This is a genomic window from Chloroflexota bacterium, from assembly GCA_015478725.1.
Taxonomy (GTDB): Bacteria; Chloroflexota; Limnocylindria; order Limnocylindrales; family CSP1-4; genus C-114.
In genome coordinates this window covers 23,519-48,337 of sequence record JADMIG010000020.1, presented here as the reverse complement: position 1 = coordinate 48,337, position 24,819 = coordinate 23,519, and the positions used below count along the sequence as shown (strand labels likewise).

The 24,819-nt window shown below is 68.3% G+C and carries 24 protein-coding genes; 9 read left to right on the top strand and 15 right to left on the bottom strand.

From position 1 onward, the window contains the following. Positions 1–25: 25 nt before the first annotated feature. The 4 genes from IVW53_11770 to IVW53_11755 all read right to left on the bottom strand — a co-directional run bounded on the left by IVW53_11770 (position 26) and on the right by IVW53_11755 (position 3,931). The gene (locus IVW53_11770) at positions 26–505 is read right to left on the bottom strand and encodes a hypothetical protein (protein MBF6606248.1); all 480 of its coding nucleotides are present in this window, start codon (positions 503–505) and stop codon (positions 26–28) included. 207 nt (positions 506–712) lie between these two features. After that, entirely contained in the window at positions 713–1,867 is a 1,155-nt protein-coding gene (locus IVW53_11765; protein ID MBF6606247.1) for an extracellular solute-binding protein, read from the bottom strand. 266 nt (positions 1,868–2,133) lie between these two features. After that, positions 2,134–2,991, bottom strand: coding sequence for a carbohydrate ABC transporter permease (locus IVW53_11760; protein MBF6606246.1), 858 nt, complete (start codon positions 2,989–2,991; stop codon positions 2,134–2,136). A 22-nt stretch (positions 2,992–3,013) separates the two neighbouring features. Continuing rightward, positions 3,014–3,931 (bottom strand): sugar ABC transporter permease, encoded by a 918-nt coding sequence (locus IVW53_11755; GenBank protein ID MBF6606245.1) that lies wholly within the window; start codon positions 3,929–3,931, stop codon positions 3,014–3,016. Positions 3,932–4,306: 375 nt separating this feature from the next. On the opposite strand from IVW53_11755, the gene IVW53_11750 reads away from it, so the two are divergent. Continuing rightward, entirely contained in the window at positions 4,307–5,146 is an 840-nt protein-coding gene (locus IVW53_11750) for an inositol monophosphatase (protein MBF6606244.1), read from the top strand. Positions 5,147–5,296: 150 nt separating this feature from the next. Here the strand turns inward: IVW53_11750 and IVW53_11745 are convergent, their stop codons facing one another. Further along, positions 5,297–5,983 carry a glycerophosphodiester phosphodiesterase gene (locus IVW53_11745; GenBank protein MBF6606243.1) on the bottom strand — a complete coding sequence of 229 codons (687 nt, stop codon included), beginning with the start codon at positions 5,981–5,983 and terminating at the stop codon, positions 5,297–5,299. Between the two features lie 32 nt (positions 5,984–6,015). On the opposite strand from IVW53_11745, the gene IVW53_11740 reads away from it, so the two are divergent. From IVW53_11740 to IVW53_11720, 5 genes are all read left to right on the top strand, one after another. Next, a complete protein-coding gene (locus IVW53_11740) occupies positions 6,016–6,789 on the top strand; it encodes a glycerophosphodiester phosphodiesterase (GenBank protein ID MBF6606242.1) in 774 nt (257 codons plus the stop codon). 80 nt (positions 6,790–6,869) lie between these two features. Then, positions 6,870–7,613: an MBL fold metallo-hydrolase gene (locus IVW53_11735; protein ID MBF6606241.1), complete on the top strand. Its 744-nt coding sequence runs from the start codon at positions 6,870–6,872 to the stop codon at positions 7,611–7,613. Then, positions 7,610–8,110, top strand: a complete 501-nt coding sequence (locus IVW53_11730) for a pyridoxamine 5'-phosphate oxidase family protein (GenBank protein ID MBF6606240.1) — start codon at positions 7,610–7,612, stop codon at positions 8,108–8,110. Before IVW53_11735 ends, IVW53_11730 begins: the two co-directional genes overlap by 4 nt. Continuing rightward, on the top strand, positions 8,107–9,390 hold the full coding sequence (locus tag IVW53_11725; GenBank protein ID MBF6606239.1) for a cysteine desulfurase-like protein: 1,284 nt from the start codon (positions 8,107–8,109) through the stop codon (positions 9,388–9,390). The genes IVW53_11730 and IVW53_11725 overlap by 4 nt, the downstream gene beginning before the upstream one ends. Then, positions 9,387–10,436, top strand: a complete 1,050-nt coding sequence (locus tag IVW53_11720; GenBank protein ID MBF6606238.1) for a Gfo/Idh/MocA family oxidoreductase — start codon at positions 9,387–9,389, stop codon at positions 10,434–10,436. The genes IVW53_11725 and IVW53_11720 overlap by 4 nt, the downstream gene beginning before the upstream one ends. Here IVW53_11720 and IVW53_11715 read toward each other — a convergent pair. The 5 genes from IVW53_11715 to IVW53_11695 are packed head-to-tail and all read right to left on the bottom strand — an operon-like array spanning position 10,424 to position 15,876. Beyond that, the gene (locus tag IVW53_11715; protein ID MBF6606237.1) at positions 10,424–11,695 is read right to left on the bottom strand and encodes a M20/M25/M40 family metallo-hydrolase; all 1,272 of its coding nucleotides are present in this window, start codon (positions 11,693–11,695) and stop codon (positions 10,424–10,426) included. The two genes, IVW53_11720 and IVW53_11715, sit on opposite strands and share 13 nt — an antisense overlap. Then, positions 11,692–12,429, bottom strand: coding sequence for an SIS domain-containing protein (locus IVW53_11710; protein ID MBF6606236.1), 738 nt, complete (start codon positions 12,427–12,429; stop codon positions 11,692–11,694). Before IVW53_11710 ends, IVW53_11715 begins: the two co-directional genes overlap by 4 nt. A 14-nt stretch (positions 12,430–12,443) precedes the next feature. Further along, positions 12,444–13,454, bottom strand: coding sequence for a GNAT family N-acetyltransferase (locus tag IVW53_11705; protein ID MBF6606235.1), 1,011 nt, complete (start codon positions 13,452–13,454; stop codon positions 12,444–12,446). After that, positions 13,451–14,434 (bottom strand): hypothetical protein, encoded by a 984-nt coding sequence (locus IVW53_11700; protein ID MBF6606234.1) that lies wholly within the window; start codon positions 14,432–14,434, stop codon positions 13,451–13,453. The genes IVW53_11705 and IVW53_11700 overlap by 4 nt, the downstream gene beginning before the upstream one ends. Beyond that, positions 14,434–15,876 (bottom strand): PHP domain-containing protein, encoded by a 1,443-nt coding sequence (locus tag IVW53_11695; GenBank protein ID MBF6606233.1) that lies wholly within the window; start codon positions 15,874–15,876, stop codon positions 14,434–14,436. The genes IVW53_11700 and IVW53_11695 overlap by 1 nt, the downstream gene beginning before the upstream one ends. A 413-nt stretch (positions 15,877–16,289) precedes the next feature. Here IVW53_11695 and IVW53_11690 point away from each other — a divergent pair, with 413 nt between their 5' ends. Next, positions 16,290–17,117, top strand: coding sequence for a GntR family transcriptional regulator (locus tag IVW53_11690; protein ID MBF6606232.1), 828 nt, complete (start codon positions 16,290–16,292; stop codon positions 17,115–17,117). Positions 17,118–17,557: 440 nt separating this feature from the next. Here the strand turns inward: IVW53_11690 and IVW53_11685 are convergent, their stop codons facing one another. After that, positions 17,558–18,118: a YceI family protein gene (locus IVW53_11685; protein MBF6606231.1), complete on the bottom strand. Its 561-nt coding sequence runs from the start codon at positions 18,116–18,118 to the stop codon at positions 17,558–17,560. A 130-nt stretch (positions 18,119–18,248) separates the two neighbouring features. Between IVW53_11685 and IVW53_11680 the strand changes: the two genes are divergently transcribed. Continuing rightward, on the top strand, positions 18,249–18,794 hold the full coding sequence (locus IVW53_11680) for a MarR family transcriptional regulator (protein MBF6606230.1): 546 nt from the start codon (positions 18,249–18,251) through the stop codon (positions 18,792–18,794). Beyond that, entirely contained in the window at positions 18,794–19,603 is an 810-nt protein-coding gene (locus IVW53_11675; GenBank protein MBF6606229.1) for a DUF72 domain-containing protein, read from the top strand. The genes IVW53_11680 and IVW53_11675 overlap by 1 nt, the downstream gene beginning before the upstream one ends. A gap of 43 nt (positions 19,604–19,646) precedes the next feature. Here the strand turns inward: IVW53_11675 and IVW53_11670 are convergent, their stop codons facing one another. From IVW53_11670 to IVW53_11655, 4 genes are all read right to left on the bottom strand, one after another. After that, on the bottom strand, positions 19,647–20,438 hold the full coding sequence (locus IVW53_11670; protein MBF6606228.1) for an SIMPL domain-containing protein: 792 nt from the start codon (positions 20,436–20,438) through the stop codon (positions 19,647–19,649). 138 nt (positions 20,439–20,576) lie between these two features. Beyond that, positions 20,577–21,449, bottom strand: coding sequence for an FTR1 family protein (locus tag IVW53_11665; protein ID MBF6606227.1), 873 nt, complete (start codon positions 21,447–21,449; stop codon positions 20,577–20,579). 145 nt (positions 21,450–21,594) lie between these two features. Then, complete coding sequence (gene aceE / locus IVW53_11660; GenBank protein MBF6606226.1) at positions 21,595–24,270, bottom strand: pyruvate dehydrogenase (acetyl-transferring), homodimeric type; 2,676 nt, start codon at positions 24,268–24,270, stop codon at positions 21,595–21,597. Between the two features lie 78 nt (positions 24,271–24,348). Continuing rightward, positions 24,349–24,717: a DUF2255 family protein gene (locus IVW53_11655; GenBank protein ID MBF6606225.1), complete on the bottom strand. Its 369-nt coding sequence runs from the start codon at positions 24,715–24,717 to the stop codon at positions 24,349–24,351. Positions 24,718–24,819: the final 102 nt, after the last annotated feature.

Here is a 24,819-nt window from a genome sequence, read left to right as displayed (position 1 = left end):
AAAACCCCGGAATGGGTGATCGGATTCAGCGGAATACGCATCCCCGTCGGCGGAGGTTCGCCATGAGCGTCGCGAACCGGTCGGGCGGGAGCCACGCCTCCGGATGTTCAGCGATCCGGCCCGCATATGCCATCCGCGCGGGCTCGTCGAAACCGTCGGAGAGGACGGCATACGGGCGATCGAGCGAGGACCCCTCGCGGAGGATCGCGAGGCTGTCGACGAGCCACGAGCGCTCGTCATCGAACTGCGACTGGCGGCTGAAGTGCATCGGCAGGAAGGAACCCACGAGCTCGAGCCCATGGGCCCCGAGTCGCTCGCGCACCTCCGTCCCGGTTCCGAGGTAGCCGGGGGGGCCAAGCTCGGTCCCTCGATATCCGAGGCCAGCGATCGCCTCGACGACCGCCGTCGGCTCCGGCAGCCAGGCATCCGGCGGCAGGACCTCGTTGACCCCGAAGCAGACCGGCGCTGAGGCGGCGACGATCGCGGCGCGCGGTTCACCGGACATGGTGCTCTCCGATGGTGGGCGCCAGTTCGGAGTGACGACGACCTTCGTCCCCTCGGCGGGCGAAGGCCGGCGGCACCCTCGAGCTGCGGTTTCGATACTGGCACGCAGCACATGCAGCAGTTGCCGTCGTTCGACGGACGGATCGCAAGCTGAGCGGGACCGGCGGCTGCCAGCCCGCTCAGCGTACTAACGTGGCCTGATTCCCTCTTATGGACCGTTCGAGTTGATCTCCCCCTGGATCTTGGTGGCAAGAGCATCGAGGGCAGTTTGTGCTGGGACACCGCCGGTCAGGACACTATCCAGCGCCGATGCCATCCCATCGTGGAGCTCACTCCATTGGGAAATCATCGGGTTGGTCCAGGTATTGGGGTTATTCGCGATCTTCAGGAACGTCCCGAAGTGCGCGACTGACGTCAGCTGCGGATCAGACACCAGCGACTTTAGCTCCGGAACGCTGGCGTTCTGGATGGCCATGGTGCGGGATGGCGCGTCCGTCATGAGGTACATCCCGAACGTCGCCGCCGCAGCTGGGTTCTTCGAACCCTTGGGAATGAAGAAGGCGTTTCCGTTGACGTACCCAGCGCCATACATGGTCGCATCGTTGCTAGGAAAGGCGGCGGTCTCGTAGTTGAGATTCGGCGCGAAGTGTGGCGCATAGGCCGCCCCCGGCAGCCATTCTCCGAACAGGCCCATCGCCACCTTGCCAGTGTAGAAGAGGTCTTCGTCCTCGGATCCCTTGCTGGCGATGAGCTTGGTCAGCTCGCCGTGCTTGTTGTAGGTGTCGTAGTACCGCTTGTACCAGTTGTAGAAGCTCACACACGCTGGGCTGTTGACCGTGATCTTCTTGCTGGCGTCATCGTAGATCTTGCATCCGAAGAGCTGGCTCAACTCGACCAGATTCGTGCCCGGGTAGTTGGGGATGAACCCAGCCTGTTTGAGCGACCCATCGGCGTTGTAGATGGTCAGCTTCTGCGCGTAAGTCCAGAGCTCGTCAAGGGTCGTCGGTGGTTTGGTCGGATCGAGGCCCGCAGCCTTGAACTCATCGGTGTTCCAGGCGAGGCCCCACGTGTCCTCTAGGAAGGGCAAGCCATAGAGTTTGCCCTGGTACGTCACCCACGCGAGCGACGAGGGCAAGATATCGCCCGTGTTCGCATTGATCTGCGTGAGGAGGTCGCCCAGTGGAAGAATGACCCCGTCATGAGCGAAGCCCGGCACCGGGTCGTTGTTGCAGGTGATGACCATGTCCGGAGGCGCGCCGCCGGCAACGGCTGCGGCAATCTGCTGGGGAGCGATCGATCCGCTGATGCCCCGGACCTGGATGTTGGGATTCGATGCATTGAAGGCCTTGATGATCGACTCCATGGCCTTGACTTCGCCTTGGCCTGACCAGCAGTAGCGCAGGACGAGATTTACCGCCGGGCCGGCGCTCGACGGGGCAGCAGAAGGTCCGCCAGCCGTGGGACTCGGGCTACTGAGGCCCCCGCTACAAGCGGTGGAGAGGAGAGCGACTCCGGATAGGAACGAGAGCCACTTCAGTTTCCGGTGCATGACAACAATGCCTCCTCGGATGTGGGATACCAAGTGCGGCGGTCGCGCGTCTCCTGGTCATTCGGGCCGCGGCCCTCCTTTCATCCTTTCAGACCTGTGAAGGTGATGCCCTCGATGAATCGGCGCTGGGCGAAGAAGTAGATGACGACGAGAGGAGCGGCAATGACGACCGCGGCCGCCATGGAGAGTGGCCAGTCGGTCTTGTGAGCGGACTGGAACGTCTGCACCGCCAACGACAGCGGGTATAGATCGGGCCTCTGGAGGTAGATGAGGGGCCCGAAGAAGTCGCCCCATTTGTCGATGAAGGTGAAGAGCGCGACCGTGATGAGCGCAGGCTTCGAGAGCGGCAGCACGATCCGCCAGAGGATCTGCAGCTCGCTTGCGCCATCGATACGGGCTGCGTCGGACAACTCAGATGGGATCCCCATGAAGAACTGACGCAGCAGAAAGATGAAGAATGGGCTGCCGAACAGCGTTGGCACGACCAGGGGCAGGAACGTGTTCACCCAGCCGAGCTTTGCGAAGATGACGTAGAGCGGAATGAAGGTGACCTGTCCTGGAAGCATCATCGTGGCAAGGAGCACCACGAAGACGATGTTGCGACCAGGCCACGCGATGCGGGCGAAGCCGTACGCCACGAGGCTGCACGAAGCCACCGAAAACACCACGGATGGGACCGCATAGAGGAGGCTGTTACGCAGCGCGAGGGGAAAATCGATCTGGCTGAGCGCGTCAGGGTAGTTCTGCCACACGAACGGCGAAGGGATCCAGATCGGAGGCGAGGCGATGGACTGCGGTCCAGCCTTGAGCGATGTCCCAATCATCCATAGCAGCGGCATCAGGTAGAGCGAACTGAGGCCTACCAACGCCGCGTACGTGGCGATCCGCATGAGTTTGATGTCCTTGCGGAGTCGCAGCGTGAAGGGGTTCGCGGTCATGGCTCGCAGCCTCATCGTCCGCTCACCGCTCACCGCCATAGTAGACGCGTCGTCTGGAGACCCAGAGCAGGGCAAGAGTCGATGCCAGGATGATGAGCAAGAGGATCCACGCAAGCGCAGAGGCGTACCCGATCTGGAAGTAGCGGAACGCGTAGTTGTAGAGATTCAGGCCGTAGAAGAGAAGTGAGTTTCCAACCCCGCCGACCGCCGCGAAACCGGTGCCGACAGTGCCTTGACTCACGACGTAGGCCTGCGTGAAATACTGGAATGTTCCGATGGCGCCGGTGATCAGATTGAAGAGGATCGCGGGGCTGATCAGGGGCACCGTGACGTGACGGACCTTGGCCCAGATTCCTGCCCCCTCGACCTCCGCCGACTCGTACAGCTCACGTGGAACACCCTGGAGGGCCCCCAGATAGATGATTACCACGTCGCCGACCCCCCAAATGGTCATCAGTATGATCCCCGCCTTGGCCCAGTCCGGGTCATAGAACCAGAATGGCTGGGGCAGGCCAACTGCGACCAGGGCTTGATCGACGAGACCGTACTGGGGGTTCAGGAGCCAGATCCAAAGGACTGCCGTCGCCACTGTCGGCAGCACGACGGGCAGGTAGAAGATCGTGCGAAAGATCGACAGACCGACGATTCTCTTGACGTTGAGGAGGAGGGCGATCACGAGCGCACACAGCACTGCCAGGGGAACGCCAAGGAGTGTCAGGTAGGCGGTGTTGTAGAGCGATTTCCAGAAGAGGGGGTCGTTCAGTATCGCCTGGTAGTTGTCAAGTCCGACCCAGCGCGGGGCGGCCAGGATCTTGAAGTCGGTGAAGCTGTAGTAGAGGGAAGCCAGCGCAGGGTAGACGTAGAGTCCGAAGAATCCGAGCAGCCAAGGCGAGATGAACAGCAGGCCAGCAAGAAGGTTGCGTCGGGTCTGTCGGCCCATGCGGCGCCGCCGGGAGGGAAGTGGGCGTGACGATTGTTTACCAGCCGGCTGGCCGCCAACACCGCGACGCGCCCGCGAGAACCGCGGCTTGAGACTCATGGCACGATCCATGAGGAGCATCCTCCGACGCTTCCCTACCGGCAGTGTGGGAGACTCTACTGGAAATGGTCGACCGTTGACGGTCCACCGACGCGTCGGTACTCTAGCATACGCCAACGGCGCCGAGGAGGGACCCGCGGAGGCTCGCCGCAAGAGGCTCCACGACGGACTGGACTAGGGCCGATCCCCATCGACGGCGCGGACGACACCCCAACAAAAGCGCGGCAGCGGCGTGTCACGGTTTGTTGCCACCACGTGGTACGAGGAGAACCCCCGATGGCCGCTGACCCCGAGAAGGACCTTCGGGTTGCCCTTGACGCCGCCCGGATGGCAGGAGTCCTGGTGCGCGATGGGTTCCGGGCTCCTGGGCGGCACCGCCGTAAGGGCCCCCATGACGTCGTCACGCGGTGGGACCTGACCTCCGAGCGGCTCATCTTCGCGCAGCTCGCGCAAGCCTTTCCTCGAGATCATCGCCTCGGTGAAGAGCAAGGCTTCATCGCAGGCCGCGGCCCCGACAATGGGCGGACGTGGTTGGTCGATCCGCTTGACGGCACCATCAACTACGCCTCAGGCATCCCCTTCTGGTGTATCAGCATCGCCCTCGCCTGCAACGGCGAGGTCCGTCTCGGCGTCATTCACGATCCGCTGCGTGAGGAGACCTTCGCCGCCGTGGCGGGTCGCGGTGCATGGCGTGAGCCGAACCACGAGTCGTGTCGTCCTCGCCGGCTCCAACGCTCTGCGGATGCCGTCGTGGCCGCCGACGCTGGCGACGCCGATACTCCCGCGGGTGCGCACCGCGTGGACGCCCTCCGATCTCGCGTGCGGGCCGTGCGAACTCTTGGCAGCACGGCGCTGAGCCTCACGTACCTCGCCGCCGGGCGCTTGGACGGCGTCTTCCAGGCGTCCGGACTCGGGGCTGTCGATGTCGCTGCGGGTGGGCTCATCGCCCGCGAGGCCGGCGTCCGCGTGTCCGACGCGGCAGGGGGACCCTGGGTCGTTGTGGCTGATCCATCGCGAGGCACCGGAATCGCGGCGGCGATGCCGGCCGTGCATCGTCTGCTCGTGGAGGAACCGCCCGGACCGGAGTGGATCCGGGACGCCACCCAGTCGCGTTGAACGGTTCGACCGTCGCGCTCTTCCCAGTAGGTCGATTTCAACCTGCTGGTCGTCCAGGCATTCGCCGTTCAAGGGATCCCTCGTGCCGCGAAAGAACCACAGGCGACCTCCGACTCCACGCCCGGGCGTGGTGGAGTTGCCCGCCAGGACTCACCCGATCGCTGCTACGAGAAGATCGGGGTAATCCGAGTAGATGGCGTCGATCCCGAACGCGAGCAGCTGGGCCATCGTCGAGGGTTCCTGTGCGTCCCAGCCGAACGCCGCGATCCCGTTGGTGTGACAGCACTCGACCCAGTCGACGGACCAGTCTCGCCAATGCATGTTTAGGGCGTTGATGCCGAGTTGGGCGAGCCGGTCGATCCGGCCGACGACCCCCTCTGGGATTCGGCGGGGGCGCGTGGAACAGACGAGCCGGACAGCCCCACTGGCCGCCCGCAGCTCGGCCAGCAGGTCGAGGTCATCGTGACAGACCCACAGTCTCCCGGCCGCCTCGGCAGCCTCAGCGGCGCGGAGCACAGGCAACGCGACCTCACGATGTTCGAGGTCGAGCGACAATTCGAAGCCGGTCCCGCACGAAGCGTACAGCTCGGCGAGCGTCGGCACGCCCCACCGGGCGAGGTCTGCGGCCGTGGTCCGGGTCACGTCGATCCGGCGGCCCGGCGGCCGGATGGTCCGGTCGTGGACGAGGACGGTCACGCCGTCTCCGCTGAGCCAGGCATCCGACTCGATGCCGGTCGCGCCCTGGCGCAGGGCCAGCGCGAACGCCTCCAGCGTGTTGTCCCGAGCGTATCCCGAGGCGCCCCGGTGAGCGAACGCGATCGGCCTGGCAGGTCTCATTGCACGATCTTCCTTGCAGGAAGCAGCTGACGTTGGACTGGCGGGCGGTCGGGGCCGGACTTCGGGTGGGGGGCCATCGAGGAGCAGCCGGGGAGGCGCCAGAAAACACGTTCTCCGGGTTCGAGCGCGCGGTCCGAGCCGGGGTCGACTACGTGGAGCTCGACGTGCAGCTCACGGGCGACGGAGTGGCGGTCGTGGTCCACGACGATCATCTGGACCGGACGACCGACGGCCGTGGCCCGGTGGCGAGCGCGACCGCAGCCACGCTCGCTCGGCTCGACGCGGGCACCTGGTTTGACCCCGACTTCGCCGGCGAGCGGATCCCGACGCTGACCGAGCTGCTGTCCTGGCTCGAGGCACACCGCACTCTGGGCGCCACGATCGAGGCGAAGGGATCTGCGACCGGCGCCGCGATAGCACGGGCGATCGCAGCCAGCAAAGCCCGGGACGGTCTCTCTGTGTGCTCGTTCGATGCTGTCGAGCTGCAGGCTGCCGCCGGCGTTGATCCCACGATCCCCCGTCTCCTGATCGTGGGCCGCGGGGCACCCGACGCGGACCCAGTCGCGTTGGCCCGCGACGCACTCGCCACAGGGGTCAACATGCCTTGGATATCGTGCCAACCTGACCTCATCCGGCGACTTCACCGGGCAGATCTCCTGGTCGCCGGCGGGACCGCGGACGACGAAGTCGCCATCCGGGCCTGCGTCAGCCTTGGCCTCGACGCAGTTGACTCGAACCTGCCGACTTTGGCGGTGGCGGCGCGCGACGCCGCGGTCCGTGCAGCGACACGACAGGCTGGCATCTGATTCTCCGGTGGGCCGAGGTGGTCGGCGGTTGAGGTGGTCGGCGGTTGACAGTCTACCGATCAGCCCATAGCGTTGGCTCGATGCGACTGACAGATCGGATCTACCTGGTCGGCGGCGGTGAGACTGGCTGGGCGACGACCGATCCGATCGACTCCCAGGTCTACCTGGTCGATACCGGCGATGGATTCGCATGCGTAGATGCTGGCGCGGGCAGGAGTGTCGACCGGATCCTCGCCGAGGTTCGAGCGGACGGTCTGGCGCCTGGGGGCATCCGCTGGGTCCTGCTGACCCACGGGCACGCGGACCACGCTGGCGGGGCGGCCGCTTGGCGGCGTGCGATCCCGGGCATCCAGGTCGGTGCCTCCGGACAGGTCGCCGGCTGGCTCGCCGCGGGCGACGAGGTGGCAACGAGCGTAGATCGAGCTCGCGTGGCTGGACTCTATCCGCTGGACTATCACCTCGAGCCGTGCGAGGTCGAACTGGTGCTTGACGCGGAGGAAGGTGTCGAACTCGGCATGATCCGCTTCCTGGTTGTTCCCACTCCGGGCCACGCCGAGGGCCATGTGGCGTTCGTCGCTGAGATAGACGGGGCAGTCACCGCGTTCAGCGGGGACGCGCTCTTCCCGGAAGGACGGGTTCTACTTCAGGACACGTGGGACTGTGACGTGCAGTCGACGTTGCGAAGCGTCGAGCGTCTCGCGACCCACCGGCCGGAACGACTCCTCGCCGGACATCTCGCGCCGGTTCTGTCCGACGCCGCCCGCCACATCGGGGCCGCCATGGAGCGGATCGCCCGACTCGCCGTTCCGCCGTCCATCTCATGACCGGACCCGACGGCACGGGCGCCTTGGCACGGTCGGAGATCGACCAGCTCCTCCGGCGCTCGCTCATCGCCCGGTTGGCCACCGTCGACCCGGACGGCTACCCAGCGATCGTCCCCGTCTGGCACGATTGGGACGGCGAGGCGGCATGGCTCGTCGCCCGGGCCGAGGCGCGCTTCGTCCAAGACATCCGGCGCGACGCCCGCGTCGGCCTATCGGTCGTGGCCGACGACGATCCGGACCTGCGGGTCCAGCTTCGCGGCCGCGCGACGATCGTCGACGGACCGGGGCCGCTCGCAGGCCGGATGCTCGAGATCGCCCTGGCGATGGGCGAGCGCTATGAGGGCCCGGCCGGTCTCACCTACGTCGAAGCCACTCGTGCGTGGCCCCGATGTCTCATCCGAATCGATCCCGTCCGCATCGTCGCATGGGGCTCGCCAGAGTGGCACGATCGCTACAAACAGACGGCCAAGACCGACGCAGGGAGACTCAACGCATGACCGACTTCGATGTCGCCGCGCTCCGGCGGGAGTTTCCCGCGCTGAACCTCGAGCATGGCGGGCGGGCGCTTGCCTACTTCGACGGGCCGGGCGGAACGCAGGTACCCCAGCGGGTGATCGATGCGGTCGTCGGTTACTACCGGACCTCGAACGCGAACGATGGCGGGGCCTTCCTGACGAGCCAGCGCAGCGACGCGATCGTCACCGAGGCGCACGCAGCGCTCGCGGACCTTCTCAACGCCACATCCCCTGAGGAGATCAAGTTCGGCTACAACATGACGACCCTCACGTTCCACCTGAGCCGGTCGATCGGGGCGACTCTCAAGCCCGGCGACGAGGTGATCGTCACGACCCTCGATCACGAGGCGAATGTGTCGCCGTGGCGGGCCATGGCGGCCGACAGAGGGCTCGCAGTCCGAACGGTCGACATCCGGCCCGAGGACGGGACTCTCGACCTGGACGACTTCCAGAGGAAGCTATCGTCTCGGACGAAGCTGGTCGCCTTCGGCTATGCCTCGAATGCGATCGGGACGATCAACCCGGTGGCTGAGCTCGTCCGCCTCGCCCACGAGGCCGGCGCTCTAACCTACGTCGACGCCGTCCACTATGCGCCCCACGGGCCGATCGACGTTCAGGCTCTCGGCACCGACTTCCTCGCCTGCTCGACCTACAAGTTCTTCGGTCCGCACCTCGGTGTCGCGTACGGTAGGGCGGATGTACTCGACCGTCTCCCTGCCTACAAGGTCCGGCCGGCCCACGACCGGATCGAGACCGGGACCCAGAACTTCGAGGGGATCGCCGGCGCGCTCGCCGCGGTGGAGTACATCGCCTCAGTTGGCGTGCGGTTCGGTGATGGCTTCGCCAGGGAGTTCTCCGGGTGGACCGGGCGCAGGCTCAACACGCACACCGGGATGCGCGCGATCCGCACCTACGAGCTGGGCCTGTTCGAGAGGCTCCTGTCCGGACTGGCCCGGATCGATGGCATACGTGTGTGGGGCATCGCCGATCTGGCCCGCCTCGGGGAGCGGACCCCGACTGCCGCGCTGACGCTCGACGCCTGCTCGCCACGCCAGGCTGCGGAGGTGCTCGGCGGCCAGGGGATCACCGCCTGGGACGGCGACTTCTACGCCCAGGCGCTCATCGAGCGGTTCGGATTGTTCGCGTCGGGCGGCGTCCTCCGGGTCGGGCTGACCCACTACAACACCGTCGAGGAGGTCGACCGCCTGCTCGTCTCGCTCAGCGCGGTCGCCGCCGGGTCGCCAGCCGCCGCCCGGAGATGACCCTCCGTGTCGCGATCGCTGGCGGCGGCTTCATCGGGGTCGATCACGCCGTCGCCTACGCGGCCCAACCAGATGCCGAGATCGTGGCTTTCGTCGGACGCGACGCCGAGCGGACCGCAGCTGTCGCCGATCGGTTCGGCGCGCGACCGTACGCGGACCTCGCAGAGCTGCTCCGGCGCGAGCGGCCGGACGCTCTGAGCGTCTGCACGCCGACGGCCCTCCACCGTCCATTCGTGGAGGCAGCCGCGGGCGCCGGCGTCCACGTCCTCCTCGAGAAGCCGATGGCCACAAACGTTGCCGATTGCGACGCGATCGAGGCTGCCTGCAGAAGAGCCGGGATTACGTTGATGCTCGCCTTCACCCACCGCTTCCATGCCGAGCTCCTCGTGGCCAAGCGCCTGATCGACGAGGGTCGCCTGGGAACGCCGATGCTAGCCCAGGACGTCTTCACCTTCGGGGAGCACAGCCCTTGGCCCGCGTGGTACTACGATCGCGAACTGTCCGGGGGCGGCGAACTGATCCACGACGCGGTCCACCTCGTCGACCGGCTGGCATGGCTGATCGGGAGCCCGATCATCGAGGTCTACGGTCGGACGACCACCTATGCTCGGGGTATCGTCGGGGTCGAGGACGGCGGTGTGGCTGTCCTGACGTTCGCCAGCGGGGCAATCGCTGCGCTCTTCGTCAACGAGGCGACCTATCCGATCCACCGCGATTCCGAGCAGGTTCCGATGCCGGGACGGTGTGAGATCGAGGTTCACGGCTCGCGCGGCACGATCCGGTACCGGACCTGGCATGAGCTGACCGTCGACATCGCAGGCGAGGGCACGACGATCATCGCCGGGACTGATCGGGGGGAGATGGGCCGGGAGATCCGCGAGTTCATCGACGCCATCCTGGAACGTCGTCCGCCGATCGTCGGGGCTGCCGAAGGCCGGCGCGGTATCGCCGTGGTCGGGGCAATCTACGAGTCGGAGCGACGTGGGCGTCCGGTCGCTGTGGACGAACTCTTTCCGGAGCCGGCACGTCGTTCTCAGGCAAGATAATCGGCGATCGCCAGCGCGTAGATCTGGGCGGCCGCGATGAGGTCCTCGATCGCGATGGACTCGTCCGGGACGTGCGCCGCCGCCAGCCGGCCGGGCCCGAACGCAGGCACGCACGGGATTCCGCGGGCGGCGAACAGGTGCGCCTCCGTCGCACCTGGGAAGACCGACAGATCGGGCGCGCGACCGATTACCCGTGCGGTCGCCCCAGCGAGCGCGCCGACGATCGGCTCGGTCGGGTCGATGGCGCTGGCCGGCCAGTCCTCCGACTCGGACTCAAGCTCCACCCCAAGCAGTCCCCCGTCGACGCCCGGGATTCGGGCCAGGGCCTCGCGGAGGGCGCGATCCGTAGCCTGGCGAGTCATGCCGAGGATCGTCCGCACCTCGCCTCGGGCGACTGCCTCGCCCGGGAGCATCCCCGGCGAGATCCCCGCGGCAAGACCGGTGATGGCAAGATCGGGTCCCAGCCAGATTCCCGCGGTGCGTGGCTGCCCGAAATCGACCGCCGCCGGCAGCCGATCGACGGCGCGGGCAATGGCCCGGATGGCATCCGGCGAGGCGGCCGCCGTCCCGGCCAGCCCGGAGTGGAGTCGGCGACCGGTTGCGCGGAGCGTGAATCCGTGAAAGCCGCGGGCGCCGATCGCCAACCGGTCGAACGGTCCATCGATCCCGGACGGCTCGCCGATCAACGCCGCGTCGGCAGTGAGCCCGGTCGTCGCAAGGACGTGGGAAAGCCCCAACGTCCCGGAGGCCTCCTCGTCCGCGGAAAAGACGAGGACGAGCTCGCCGCGCACCGGAAGGCCCTCGGCGCCGAGCGCGGCGGCCGCGTGGAGCATCGCCGCGAGGGCGCCCTTCATGTCGGCTGCGCCGAGGCCGTGGAGCCGGCCGTCACTCACCTCGGCGGTGGTGGGATCGCGTCGCCAGTCCGCCCGCTCGCCGGCCGGCTTCGTGTCCATGTGGCCGTTCAAAATCAGGCGCAAGCCCGCAGCCTGGCCGGGCATCCGGATTACCAAATTCGGGCGATTCGGGCGGGCGGTCACGATCTCGCCGGCCGCGAGGCCCAGCCGTGCCGCCTCCGCCCCGAGCGCCTCAGCGACGGCGCTCTCGTCGTGGGCGGGACTGTCGGACGGAATCGCGACCAACCTCGCCGCTAGGTCGATGATCGCCGGCCCGGCACGCTCGAGCCGACGCAGAAGTCGCCCCACGGTGCCGACCTCACGCCCGGCCGCAGCCCTTGGGCCCTCCCGAGGGCGCTCGCTCATCCGGTCGCACCGGCTTCCACGACGCCGCGCCGCGTCTCCTCGTAGGTGGCTTTCCGCTCGTAGAACAGGGCCTCGCCGCCCGGGAGCTGGACGCTTCGATAGACGATCGGCGTCAAGCCGATGGCGAGCAGTCGCTCCGCCGCGCCCACGAGGATCGCCCAGGCGGCCGCGCACAGAACCACCCCGGAGGTAGGTCCCACGGCCGTGTCGAGGCCGGGCAGGTCAACGATCCCGTCACCGACCACCCCGCCGATGTCGATGAGGATATCGGCCAGGTCGACCAGTTTTGCCCCGCTCGGGTGCTCGACGACCACCTTGGGCCAGCGCTCGTATGCGACGCAAGTCAGTCCGACGACCGTGCAGCCGGCCTGCTTCGCCGCAAGCGCCACCTGGACGGTTCCCGCGTCCGTTCCGGCATTCGTCCCGACCAGCACGACGTCCCCGGGCTCGGGGACGAACGGCCCGTCGCCGCGAAGGACGCCGGCGCCGAGGTCAAGCATCGGCCGGGCGAGGTCGGGTGTCTCGCCCAGCGGATGGACTGCGGCCATGCCACCAGCACGCAGGTAGAGCTCGGTGTGAAGGACGTGGCTGGTGGCAGCGACATAGACGCGCCGACCTCTGCTGATCGCCTCGGCGACGCGGGCCGACGCCGCCTCGATCTGGGCCTCCTCGTCGCGGGCCATCACCTCGAGAACCTCGATCGTCCGGCGCAGGTACGCCGCCGCAGCCGTCACGTGATCGCCTCCCTCTATCGGTCGGAGGAACCTGACCCGCCCAACCGTCCGACCGGAGCGAGGGCATGGCGGTAGGAGATCCACGGCCTGAAGCCATGGGGACCGTAGTACCCGAGGAGGGACGTGAAGTCGATCACCACGTCGGTCAGGCCGCGGCGACGGAGCGCGTCGAGGGCGGCCACGAGCAGCGCGCGGCCAAGGCCACGGCCACGGAGCTCCGCCGCGACCCCGATCGGCCCGAGTCCGCCGGCCCTGAGTGGGCGCCGGGCCGCCCAGAAATGGGGCGGCCCGATCGGTCGCGTCGCCGGGCCGTGGATCCTGGCTAACCCGACGATCCGGCCACCGGTCTGGCGCAGGAGGAGCAGTTCCGTGGGGTCGCCGCCCTGGTCGAGGAACCAGCGGGTTTCGTGCCACCACTCTCCGCCGAACTCGGCGAACAGGAAGCCGAGCATGGCGGCGCGATCGTCGGTGGTTGCCGGCGCGACCGCCGCACCGGCCGCCTGGAGGACGTCCTTCGCCGTTGGGTCGATCCGCAGATCGGTCACGTCCCCACGCAGATCCCACGACCGGTCGCCGAGCTCGAAGCCGACGGCCGAGGCGAACTCGAGCGCTCCGGGCAGATCCTCGGGGATACCCGGCCAGAGGTAGAACATCCCGCCGGACGCCTCGACCACGTCGACCCCGTTGGCCGCTATCTGCTTCCCGAGCGCGCCCGCGATCCGCCGTCCGATGCCGCGGCGACGACGAGCGGGATCGACCACGACGGCGTGGATCTGACCGCGGGCGCGGAAACCCGATGTTTCCTGGTCCGCCAGGCGGTGGAGACCGGCGTACCCGAAGCCGATAAGTCGATCTCCCTCCCAGGCGAGCACGGCGTCTTCGAGTCGAGCGCTCGGGTTGCCCTCGAGGCACTGGCGCAGGACGGGCTCCCGGAGCGGGAAGGGATCGCCGACGGCCAAGCCCCACAAGGCGACGATGTGCGGCGCGGCAGCCGCCGAGTAGGGCCGGAGCCGGATCGCGGTCATCGCAGGCCGCGAAACGAGCGCCGCACAACGTCCCAGGCGAGCTCCGGGCGTTCGCACTCGCAGGTGGACATGGCGGAGCACCCGTCGTACGACCAGACCGCAAGGTTGCGGGCACCCGCACCGACTGCGGCATCGACAGCGATCGCGATCTCCTCTTCGCGGCCGCTCGGCACCTCGAACGCCTGGATCCAGACGTGATGGTCGAGGCCGTGCCGCTCGGCGACCTCGACGGTCTGTCGAGCATGCCGGGCGACGTATTCGGCGGCATCGCCCCGGAACGAGTACCAGTACGGATCGGTCCCGAAGATGTCGAGCCCGCGGATCGACGCTGCCACGTCCCAGTCGGTGAAGCCCGGGTTCGAGGCTTCGGGAGGCATGATACAGATCGCGTTGCGGAAGCCGCGCGACCGGGCGTACTCGCAGGAGGCGCTCAGGAGCTCAGCCATCGACCATTCGTGGAACTCGCGGACCTCGGGGGTCAACTCTACCGGCAGCTCGGCCCCGGTCCGATCCTGGAACAGGGCCCGGCATCGGTCGCACCGACAGCACCAGTTCCCGGTCACCCCGTCGATGCTCCAGGTCGGTTCGTCCCAGAAGATGACGTCTCCGCCGAGGTCGGCGACGTCATCCACCCAGGCGCGAACGAAGTCACGGAATACCGGTTGATTCAGGCAAGCGTGGCTCGTCGCCGCGCCGTCGGAGCGGATCTGTCGAGCCTCCGGGTGGAACGCGCCAAACCGGCTGAACGGTTCGCCTCCGAAGACCTCGCCGACACCCCATGGGTCGAGCCATACTCCCATCCCGCGCTCTTTCGTGGCGGCGACAAGTCGGCGCACGGACTCTTTCTGCCAGCGCAGGTCGAACTCGGAGACGCAGTGGACGACGTAGCTGAACCCAGTCGCCGCCATGTCGTCGAGATCCCGCTCCCAGTGACGCTTGGCGCGGGCGTCGAAATAGGCGACGCCTGTCTCGATCGACATCAGGATTCCTCCAGGAAGACAGGATTAGTGAATGCGATTGGGCCCTCATCGTCGCGGATCTCGATCCGCACATGGCCAGACGCCAGCGCCGCTCGCCGGTCGAGCCGGACCCTACCGGCCGCCCGATCGGAGCCAAGATCCGCGCTCAGGACCTGACCCCTGCGGGACAGGATCTCGAGCCGCCGGCCGGCCTGGTGGTCGGCTTGCCACACCACGTCGATGGGGCTGCGGACCGGGAGCGTCGCCCCGATGTCGGCGCCCTGCCCCGACCGGTCGATGACCCGCAGGGCAGGAAGGGCGACCGACGCGTCTCGGGTAACGATGACCCGGCCCTCTCGCAGGCCGTCCAGGACCGCATCCCGACCAGTCGCTGTGGCCAGGACCCAGGTGATCGGCGTTCCGACCGGCTGGCCCCGTCGGTCGGTCGAGTGCATGTCGCTTCCGCCGACGGCCGTGACCCGCCGCCCGGAACCGAGGAGCACCACCCACCACTCGAGCGCGGCGGCGTTCTCCGAGCGCCACGGTCCATTCCAGACCTCGACGAGATCGAACGGAAGTTCTGGCCCGTACGTCCACGGACTACCGCGACTCTCGGGGTGATTGACCGAGGCCAAGCCACCTTGAGCGTGGATCGCGTCGATGGAGGAGCGGACTTGGTCCGCGCTGGTGTGTCGGAACTCCACCCAGCCGCGGATCCCGAGTGCGTTGAAGTGGCCGCCGTAGGTCGTTACTTCCTCGCCCGCAAGCAGGACGAGCCCAGCGGCGGCACTGCACGCCTCGAGCTCCGCGACATGACTGTCCGTGTTGTGGTCCGTGATGAACAGGACCTCGAGGCCGGCAAGCCGAGCGATCGCAGCCACCGTCGCGATCTCCTCCGCGCCGTCGCTGTGGAGCGAATGCGCATGCAGGTCGCAGGCGATCCAGCGTGGAACCTTGGACCTCGATGGAAGCCGGTGCGCGGTGGCCGCGGTCGGTTCAACCACGCTAGGGTCTGGTGCGAGGCGAGCGCCACTTCGGTCCGCCGATTCAAGGTCGAGCAACTCCACGTCGACGCGGTATTCGCACCCGCCGACCGGGATCCCATAGAGGCCGAGAACGACGTGCCAACGACCCGCTTCGATCGGCCCGGGCCGGTAGCCGGGCGTTGCCCAGCGTTTGCCAACTACGATCGTCCGCCGTTCGCTCCCGCTCCAGCCGCGGAAAGGCGGCGGCCCGAGGCCTTCCGGGGGCGGACCGATCAGGCCGAGGTCGAGGACTGCCCCGTGGGTCGGATCCTCGGCGTCTCCAGGTGGATCGTGATCGAGGGTCACCCGGATTGCGGCGACGCCGGGTCGGACGTCGAACGCGAGGAGCGTGTAATGGTCCTGCTGGCGGTCGGCGCGGGTCAGCCGACCCCGGAGCCGGATGTGGGTCACGCCGTGTGAGGTCGAAGGGTCAGTCAACGGTCGACAGTGTACCATCGACGAACCCGACCGGATCGCGAGCGGCGCACTCGCAGGGCGACCTCGATGCGGTCCTGATTGCCGGTGGGTGCGGGCGTGCATGCGCGAGTCGCGACGCCGCAGCTGACCGACCTCGTCAACCATCTCTGGGGCGTGAGCACGGGTCACGCCGACTCGCGACTGATCGCCGCTGTCGAGCGCCAGCGTCTGCGTCTTCCGTCGTTAGATCCGCACACGGCGACAACGTTCTGGACCATGTGACATCCGTTGTTCATGAAATCGAAAGGGTGCTGTTAACCGGGCGCTACCGGATGGTAGACTGTCGACCGACCTGGGCGACAGCACGCCCACTGCCACCCGACCCGAGACGTCGAGTGAGCCCGACGGCGCCGAGGTAGGGGAACCGAGAACCGATGCCGATCAGAGACGCGTCCTACAGCGGCAGCGACGGGAGGACACCGCGCGATGAAGACTATGGCCTCCCGGATCTATCGCCTCTTGCGGCGCCGAGGAAGCTGGCCGAGGATGCCTCGGCCATCCTTCGCGAACAGATCCTTTCTGGCAGCATTCGGCGCGGCACCCATCTGATCGAGGCGAAGCTCGCCTCCCGACTCGGAGTAAGTCGAGGCACGGTCCGCGAGGCGTTCAAGACTCTGGTCGGCGAGGGTCTCATCGAAGAGGAACCGCGACGGGGGGCTTTCGTCGTCACCCTCAACCGGAACGACGTGCGCGAGATCTACGATGTCCGCGCTGCCATCGAGGGCCGTGCTGCTCGCCTGCTGGCCACTCGTGGAGATCGCATGGCTGTCGCGGAGCTTCGCGCCGCGGTCGATGAGATTCGCACCGCCGCACTGACCGCCGATGTGCCGGCGGTTCGCCGCGCCGATCTGCAATTCCACGAAAGGCTATGCGCCCTAAGCGGGAACCGCCGATTGCATGCGATCTTCGTCCGACATGTTCCTGCGATCCAGACGCTGCTCGACTTCGATGAGCTTCCGTACCCGATGCTCGCAACGAGCGCCGACCAGCACCAGGCACTGCTCGAGGCGATCGAGACCGGGGATCCTGAGTTCGCATCCAGGCGGCTCGAGGCCCACGTCGAAGAGGCGCGTGAGCGGGTCGCGGCCTACTTCGACGAGCTGGACCCGGAAGGGCATGCATCGGTTCACACGCACGATGAACAGCTTCTCGATGGCGTCGCAACTACGCCCCGCCCTTCAGCCCCCACTTCTTCATCTTGATCGGGCCATCAAGAACTGCTCGAACCCATGGCCGATCTCGTCCTCGCTCCATCCGGCGGACGTGGGCCGGTCGACCGCATGAATTCAGACCGAAGCGGCCGAAGTAACCTATGCCCGGCGGTCTGCTAGATCGGATTGACTGCCCGCGCCTTCAAATCCGAGCGATGTCCCAGCGGCTTGATACTTCGAGGATCGCGGTGCCCGCACCAAGGGCTCGAATTGTCACGGATCGCCCGGCGTCGCGTGCCCTCCCGCCAATCACGTAGCAGACCTGACCGACGCCTCGGTGCCGGCCTCCCCGGGCCGGACGTTCGCGGACGTGGAAAGGTCGGCTCCGAACGGATCGGAGCCGGCCTCGATCGGAGGCGGCCTCTGCATACCAGTGAGAGCGCGCCTCTCAGGCGACCTGGGTTCCCGGGTCCGTCGCGCTCCGACCGCGCTCAGGCGGCCACGACCGCCGCTCCGGTCACCGCGGCCGGCACCTCGTCCGCAGCGACGTCGACCTCGATGGAGATCTCCTTGCCGACGAGCCAGCCGCCGGCCTCGAGACCGACATTCCAGGTAAGGCCCCAGGCCTCCCGGTCGATCTTCGTGGTCGCCGTCAGGCCGATCCGCCGCTGGCCGTTCATCCCGGCGTAGAAGCCGAGCACCTCGACATCGAAGGTCGCGGGCCGAGTGGTGCCGCGGATCGTCAGGTCGCCGGTCACCGCGTACCGATCGGTCCCGTTGGGCGAGATGGCGGTCGAGGTGAAGACGATCGACGGGTGGTTCTCGACGTCGAAGAAGTCCGCCGATCGAAGGTGGCCGTCGCGCTTCTCGACGCCGGTCGTGATGCTCGCGCTGGCGACGCGGAACGCACCGCTCGAGCGTTCGGGGGCAGCATCGTCGAGGGTGATCGCGCCGTCGACGGCGGCGAACTTGCCGTGGACCGTCGTGACCATCATGTGCTTGGCGGAGAAATTCACATCCGTGTGTGCCGGATCGATCTTCCAGGTGCTCATCGTTGTCTCCTGCCGCTCGGTGGCGGATTGCGCGGCGGCGTCGCCGGCGTGGCTCTCGTTGCACCAGCAACCATACGCCTCGTTAGTTGCATTGTCAACGATTGCGACCGTGTCGTATGATGGCGGGGCCATGACCGAATCCCCCACCCGGACGAGTCGCGAGATCGGCCTCGACCATCCCAACATCGACGACTGGCGGACGTTCCTCCAGGCGCACGCGCTCATCAGCCGGCGCCTCGACGACGAGCTGCGCGCGGAGCAGTCCATGTCGCTCGCCGAGTACGACGCGCTCATCCAGCTTGCGATCGCACCCGATCGCCGTCTCCGGATGAACCAGCTCGCGGACCGTGTCCTGCTGAGCCGGAGCGGCGTGACACGACTCGTCGATCGCCTCGTCGCGGACGGCCTTGTCGCTCGGACGCAGTGCTCGACGGACGCTCGCGGCGCCGAGGCGGTCATCACGAGCGCGGGCCTCGATCGGCTCAGGGACGCTTCCCGGACGCATCTCCGCGGCGTCACCCGGTATTTCCTCGAGCCGCTCTCGTCAGGCGAGCTCGCCGCCCTTGGTCGGACGCTCGAGACGATCGTCGGCGGACTCCGCGTCCAGGCCGCCGCGGACGGGACTTCCGTGTGCGACGACGACACCGACGCGCCCGCGGAGCGCCGCCGAGCCTGATGATCCCGGCCGCCGGCCCCGCGGTCGGCGCAGCCGCACCGGCGATCGACCGCCTGTACGTGGGCACGAGCGGCTTCGCCTACCCGGGCTGGGCGCCGAGCTTCTATCCCCCGGGGCTCCGCCCACCCGACCTCCTCCGGTTCTATGCCGGCCGCCTGTCCGCCTGCGAGATCAACGCGACGTTCTACCGGCAGCCCACGGAACGGACCGTCGCCGGCTGGGTGGCCGCGACGCCCGCATCGTTCAGGTTCGTCGTCAAGGCGCAGCGGGGTGGCAGCCTCCAGGCGCTCCTCCGCGACCCGGCGGTCGCCGCAGAGTGGCTCACATCGCCGTATCGGACCTTCGGGAACCGACTCGGCAGCGTCCTGTTCAGGATCCCCGGGCACGTCCATCGTGACGATGGCCGGCTCGCCGCGCTCATCACGTCATGGCCCCGCGACCTGCCCCTCACGGTGGAGGCGGAGGATGCATCCTGGGCCGTCGACGAGACCTTTGCGGCGCTTGCGTCCATCGGCGCTGCGTGGTGCTCGACGGACCGCGAGGGCGAGGAGCCGCCGGCGATTCGGGCGCTCGGCGAGTCGCTGTACGTCCGCCTTCGGCGCACGGCGTACTCGCCGGAGGACCTCGCCGGATGGGCCGCGCGACTCGTCCCGTTCCTCGAGGACGGCCGTGCCGTGTACGTCTTCTTCCGTCACGACGCGACCGGGCTCTCCGCGGTCCACGCCGCCGCCTTCCCCGGGATCGTCTCCGCCCGGATCGCGATCGAGGGCCGCGCCGCGCGACCCCTCGAGGCCGTGCCGGACGGCTGACCGCGTCAGGGGCGTCGGGCGGAGCCCGAGCCCATCTGGCGGATCAGGGGATCCGGTAGACGACGGCGACGCTCACCGTGACCTGGTTCGTCCCGGCCTGAACGGGGGTCGGAACGGACTTCACGCTGTCGGGAGCCGCTGCGCCGAGGTACGGGATCGGGATGGGCGTCGGAGCGGTGGTCTCCGCGATCGAGCTGACACCGGAGATCGTCACGCCGGCCGCTGCCGCGAGCGCGTCCGCCTTCGCCCGCGCGTCGGCCATCGCCGCCGTCCGAGCCTGCGCCTCGGCGCGCGTCGGGTCGTTCACCCGGAAGACCACCGAGTCGAGCGTCGTGGCACCGGCGGCGATCGCGCCATCGATCGCTCCGCCGAGAGCGTCGAGATGACGGACCGTCGCGGTCACGGAGTTCGCGAACTGGTAGCCGGTGAGACGCGGCACTGACCCACCGTTCGAATAGTCGTACTGCGGTTGGAGGCTGAGGAGCGAGGTCTGGATGTCCGCGTCGGCGATGCCGGCCGACTTGAGGGCGGCGATGACCGCCGTCATCGCCGTGGCGGCATCCGCCCGGGCGGCCCTCACCGTGGAACGGGTCACGACCACGCCGAGGTGGAGGTCGGCGACATCCGGCGAGAGGGTCACCGTCCCGGTGCCGCTCACGCTGATCGTGTGTTCGGGTGCGGCGCTCGTGTCCGCGCCGGCCGCCGGTCGTGGGGTGAACGACGGTGCCGACGGCGCCGAGGAGGCGAGGAACGCTGCGAAGACGGCGAGGGCGACGATGAGGAGCGGGATGCGCCGGAGGCGGGCGAGGGTGAACCGGGCGAGCGTCGTCGACATCGGGTGCTCCACGAAGAGGCCGCCCGGCGGGCGACCGAAGTGGCCGTCAGACGACGCTGGGGCCGATCCGGTTCCCGGGGCGCACGAAGATCGGCGTTCGGGCACGCCCGGCCGCGGTCCGCGGTCCGGGCGCCACGCTCAGGAGCCGGCAGTTCCGCGCTCAGCCTCCACGCGGCGAGCGATCCGCATCGGTCGCAGGTAGAGCCCGAGGACCGCCGCGAGATACATGAGGTGGACGACGACGACGAGCAGCTCCGGGGCGGACCGGAATCCCAGGAGCGCGTGGAGGAAGCCGCCGATCCCGGTTGAGTCGGAGACCACGCTCGAGATGTCGTACAGCGGACTGGTGCCGATCCCGATCACGCCGATCTCGATGAACTCGTGGACGGCCCCGCTGAGGAGGCCGGCCGCGATGAAGACGAGGGCGACGCCCGTCCAGCGGAAGAACCTGGCGAGGTCGATCCGCCGGGTGCCGCGGTAGAAGCCCGCGCCGATCGCGACAGCGATCGCCAGACCGACGACCGCCCCGCCGAGGACCGAGAGGGCACCGAGGTTCGTCGTCCGGGAGGCCACCTCGACCTGACCGACGAGGAAGAGCGACGTTTCGATGCCCTCGCGGACGACCGCGGTGAAGGCGAGCACCGTGAGACCCCAGGCTCCGCCGCGGCCAAGGACCCGCTCGACGGCCGCCCGGAGCTCGCCGCTCACGCCGGCCGCCTGGCGGCGCATCCAGAACAGCATCCAGGTGACGACGCAGGCGGCGATGAGCAGCGTCAGGCCTTCGAAGATCTGCTCGTACGGCGAGGGCAGCCTGCCGATCGTCACGAAGAGCGCGGCGCCGATCGCGACGCTGAGGGCGAGCGCTCCGCCGACGCCGAGCCAGATCCGGCTCGCGTACTGCGCATTCCCCGTTCGACCCAGGTAGGCGAGGACGATGCTCACGATGAGAGCGCCTTCGACCCCTTCGCGAAGGCCCGTGAGCAGGCCGCTCGTCAGTGCTCCGAGATCCACCGCCGTCCATCCTCCGGATCGCGACGTCCGCAAACGCCGCACCTCGGACGCCGGGAGCCGCCGCGATGGTAGTGCGCCCAGCCCGTCATGGTCAACCGGCCTTGCATCGGGGCCGCAAGGCGCCTTGAATCGGCCCCTGCGGGAGTCAGACGGCCAGCGGCGAATCCCGGTCCGGGTCGAGGCCGAGATCGCGGATCGCCGCCGTCACCGCGGACGCCGGAAGGCTCCCGCAGCGGGCGAGCGCGGCGAGCGCGGCGGCGGCGATGTGCGGCGGGTCGATCTCGAAATAGGAGCGCAGAGCCTCGCGGGTGTCGCTCCGTCCGAAGCCATCCGTGCCGAGCGAGGTATACGACGAGGGCAGCCAGCGGCTCACCAGGTCCGGCAGGGCGGTGATCCAGTCCGTAGCCGCCACGATCGGCCCGCCGTCCGGACCGAGCATCCGCGTGACGTGGGGGACTCGCGGCGTCTCCTGCGGGTGCAGGCGATTCCAGCGTTCGGCCTCGAGCGCGTCGCGGCGGAGCAGCGGGAACGACGGCGCCGAGTACACCTCCGCCGCCACCCCGAACCGATCGGCAAGCAGCGCCTGCGCGGCGATCACCTGCTGGAGGATCGAACCGCTGCCGACGAGCCGCACCTTCGCCGCCCGACGGAGATCGGGGGCCTCGCGGAGCCGGTAGAGCCCGCGGACGATGCCATCGCCGACGTCCGCCGGGCGTGGCGGCATCGGATAGTTCTCGTTGTACAGCGTGATGTAGTAGAAGACGTCCTCGCTTCGGCCGTACATCCGCTCGATCCCGTCGCGGACGATGGCCGCGACCTCGAACGCATAGGCCGGGTCGTACGGACGGACGTTCGGGATGTTCGCGGCGAGCAGATGCGAGTGGCCGTCGTCGTGCTGGAGCCCCTCCCCGTGGAGGGTCGTCCGGCCGGCGGTCGCACCCATCATGAAGCCACGTCCCCGAGCGTCCCCGAACGCCCACGCCTGGTCGCCGACCCGCTGGAAGCCGAACATCGAGTAGAAGATATAGAAGGGGATCATCGCGAGGTCGTGGCTCGCGTACGCGGTCCCGGCGGCCTGAAGGCTCGCCATCGAGCCCGCCTCCGTGATCCCCTCCTCGAGGACCTGGCCGTCGACCGACTCGCGGTAGCTGAGGACGAGATCCGAGTCGACCGGCTCGTAGCGCTGGCCGAGGGCCGCGTAGATGCCGACCTCCTTGAACAGCGGATCCATGCCGAAGGTGCGCGCCTCGTCGGGGATGATCGGGACGATGCGCGGCCCGAGCGCGGGATCGCGGATGAGGTTCCGGAGCAGACGGGTGAACGCCATCGTCGTCGAGACGGCGATCTCCGATCCGGTCGTGAACTCGGCGTCCACGGCCGGTGCCGGCGACGGCAGTGGCGCAACGCGGACGATCCGCTTCGGCAACGCGCCGCCGAGTGCGCGACGCCGCTCGCGGATGTACTCCACCTCGGGCGAATCGGGACCCGGATGGTAGTAGGGCGCCTCCTTGAGGGCCGCATCCGGGATCGGCAGCTCGAGCCGGTCACGGAAGACCCGGAGCTCGGCCTCCGAGAGTTTCTTCGCCTGGTGCGTGATGTTGCGGGCCTCCACCCCGGGACCGAGAGTCCAGCCCTTCACGGTGTGGACGAGGATGACCGTCGGGGCGCCGGTGTACTCGGTGGCCGCCTTGTACGCCGCATACACCTTGCGGTAGTCGTGGCCGCCGCGGCGAAGCCGGGTGAGATCGTCATCGGAGAGGTGAGCGACAAGCGCCCGCAGCCGCGCGTCCGGTCCGAAGAAATGCTCCCGGATGTACGCCCCGCCGGCGACGGAGAACTTCTGGAATTCACCGTCCAGCGTGTTGTTCATCTTCTCGACGAGCAGGCCATCCACGTCGCGGGCGAGCAGCTCGTCCCACTCGCGGCCCCAGATCACCTTGATGACGTTCCACCCCGCGCCGCGGTAGAGCCCCTCGAGCTCCTGGATGATCTTGCCGTTGCCGCGGACCGGCCCGTCGAGGCGCTGGAGGTTGCAGTTGACGACGAAGGTGAGGTTGTCGAGTCCTTCGCGAGCGGCGAGCGAGAGGCCGGCCAGCGCCTCCGGCTCATCCATCTCTCCGTCGCCGAGGAATGCCCACACGCGCTGGTCGCTCGTGTCCCGCAGGCGACGGTTCGCGAGGTAGCGGTTGAAGCGCGCCTGGTAGATCGCACTGATCGGGCCGATCCCCATGCTCACGGTGGGGAATTCCCAGAATCCCGGCATGAGGCGCGGATGCGGGTAGGACGAGAGGCCCGCGCCGGGCTGGACCTCGCGTCGGAAATGGTCGAGCTGGTCCTCCGTGAGCCGCCCCTCGAGGTAGGCCCGGGCGTACATGCCCGGTGCGGCGTGGCCCTGGTAGAAGATCTGGTCGCCAGGCCGGTCGTCCTTGCCGCGGAAGAAATGGTTGAACCCGACCTCGTAGAGACTCGCGGCGGACGCGTAGGTGGCGAGATGCCCGCCGATGCCGGCGAACCGGTTGTTCGCCCGGAGGACCATCGCCGCGGCGTTCCAGCGGACGATCCGGCGGATGCGGTGTTCGAGCTCCTCGTCGCCCGGGAAGAACGGCTCCTGCTCCGGGCTGATCGTGTTGATGTATCGCGTCTGGGTCAGCGGCGGCAGGCCGACGTGCAGCTGGCGCGCACGCTTGAGGAGCTTGAACATGAGGAAGCGCGCCCGGTTCTCACCTTCCTCGGCGACGACCTGGTCGAGCGACGCGAGCCATTCGTCGGTCTCGGGCGTATCGATGTCGGGCAGCTGGTGCTTGAATTCGTCGAAGTACATCGCGAGGGCGCTCCGGTGGGCGGGGTCGGCTGGGCTGTGTCGGGAGGTGGGCGCGGGAGCCACGGCGCGGTGCCGCGGTCAGGCGGGTTCGAGACGGAGGGTCGTGGCGAGGATCTCCGGCCGGAGCATGTCCGGCGTGGACGGATCGCTGGCGTATTTGCGCTCGAAGGCGGCCGACGCCCGTCCGATCGAGTCGGCATCGACCGCGCGGACGAGCCGGACCGGGAGGCGACGATCGCCGAGTCGGATCGTCACGATGGACGGCGCGACCGCCTCGACGTACCAGCGAGCCGTGGCGCCGCGAACCGACCGGATGTATGCGTGAGGACCGTCCGTGACGACCCAGATGATCGTCCGATGGATCGGCGCTCCGCTCGGCGGATGCGTCTCGATCTCGATCTCCTCGGTCGCCTCGAGGGCGGCGAGGTCCGCCCCGGGAAAGGTCATGGCGGGAGCGTAGCCCATCCACGGCGGGCGTGCGGTCCGGACCGCTCGACGTGCGGTAGCGTAGCGGGGTGCCGCGCTTCGACCCGACCTCCGCCCTCATCG

What these genes read in the sequence shown, in the direction of transcription:
- IVW53_11770 (MBF6606248.1), bottom strand. Translation starts at nt 505, where the DNA reads ATGTCCGGTGAACCGCGCGCCGCGATCGTCGCCGCCTCAGCGCCGGTC.
- IVW53_11765 (MBF6606247.1), bottom strand. Translation starts at nt 1,867, where the DNA reads ATGGAGTCGATCATCAAGGCCTTCAATGCATCGAATCCCAACATCCAG.
- IVW53_11760 (MBF6606246.1), bottom strand. Translation starts at nt 2,991, where the DNA reads ATGACCGCGAACCCCTTCACGCTGCGACTCCGCAAGGACATCAAACTC.
- IVW53_11755 (MBF6606245.1), bottom strand. Translation starts at nt 3,931, where the DNA reads ATGGGCCGACAGACCCGACGCAACCTTCTTGCTGGCCTGCTGTTCATC.
- IVW53_11750 (MBF6606244.1), top strand. Translation starts at nt 4,307, where the DNA reads ATGGCCGCTGACCCCGAGAAGGACCTTCGGGTTGCCCTTGACGCCGCC.
- IVW53_11745 (MBF6606243.1), bottom strand. Translation starts at nt 5,983, where the DNA reads ATGAGACCTGCCAGGCCGATCGCGTTCGCTCACCGGGGCGCCTCGGGA.
- IVW53_11735 (MBF6606241.1), top strand. Translation starts at nt 6,870, where the DNA reads ATGCGACTGACAGATCGGATCTACCTGGTCGGCGGCGGTGAGACTGGC.
- IVW53_11730 (MBF6606240.1), top strand. Translation starts at nt 7,610, where the DNA reads ATGACCGGACCCGACGGCACGGGCGCCTTGGCACGGTCGGAGATCGAC.
- IVW53_11725 (MBF6606239.1), top strand. Translation starts at nt 8,107, where the DNA reads ATGACCGACTTCGATGTCGCCGCGCTCCGGCGGGAGTTTCCCGCGCTG.
- IVW53_11720 (MBF6606238.1), top strand. Translation starts at nt 9,387, where the DNA reads ATGACCCTCCGTGTCGCGATCGCTGGCGGCGGCTTCATCGGGGTCGAT.
- IVW53_11715 (MBF6606237.1), bottom strand. Translation starts at nt 11,695, where the DNA reads ATGAGCGAGCGCCCTCGGGAGGGCCCAAGGGCTGCGGCCGGGCGTGAG.
- IVW53_11705 (MBF6606235.1), bottom strand. Translation starts at nt 13,454, where the DNA reads ATGACCGCGATCCGGCTCCGGCCCTACTCGGCGGCTGCCGCGCCGCAC.
- IVW53_11700 (MBF6606234.1), bottom strand. Translation starts at nt 14,434, where the DNA reads ATGTCGATCGAGACAGGCGTCGCCTATTTCGACGCCCGCGCCAAGCGT.
- IVW53_11690 (MBF6606232.1), top strand. Translation starts at nt 16,290, where the DNA reads ATGCCGATCAGAGACGCGTCCTACAGCGGCAGCGACGGGAGGACACCG.
- IVW53_11685 (MBF6606231.1), bottom strand. Translation starts at nt 18,118, where the DNA reads ATGAGCACCTGGAAGATCGATCCGGCACACACGGATGTGAATTTCTCC.
- IVW53_11680 (MBF6606230.1), top strand. Translation starts at nt 18,249, where the DNA reads ATGACCGAATCCCCCACCCGGACGAGTCGCGAGATCGGCCTCGACCAT.
- IVW53_11675 (MBF6606229.1), top strand. Translation starts at nt 18,794, where the DNA reads ATGATCCCGGCCGCCGGCCCCGCGGTCGGCGCAGCCGCACCGGCGATC.
- IVW53_11670 (MBF6606228.1), bottom strand. Translation starts at nt 20,438, where the DNA reads ATGTCGACGACGCTCGCCCGGTTCACCCTCGCCCGCCTCCGGCGCATC.
- aceE (MBF6606226.1), bottom strand. Translation starts at nt 24,270, where the DNA reads ATGTACTTCGACGAATTCAAGCACCAGCTGCCCGACATCGATACGCCC.
- IVW53_11655 (MBF6606225.1), bottom strand. Translation starts at nt 24,717, where the DNA reads ATGACCTTTCCCGGGGCGGACCTCGCCGCCCTCGAGGCGACCGAGGAG.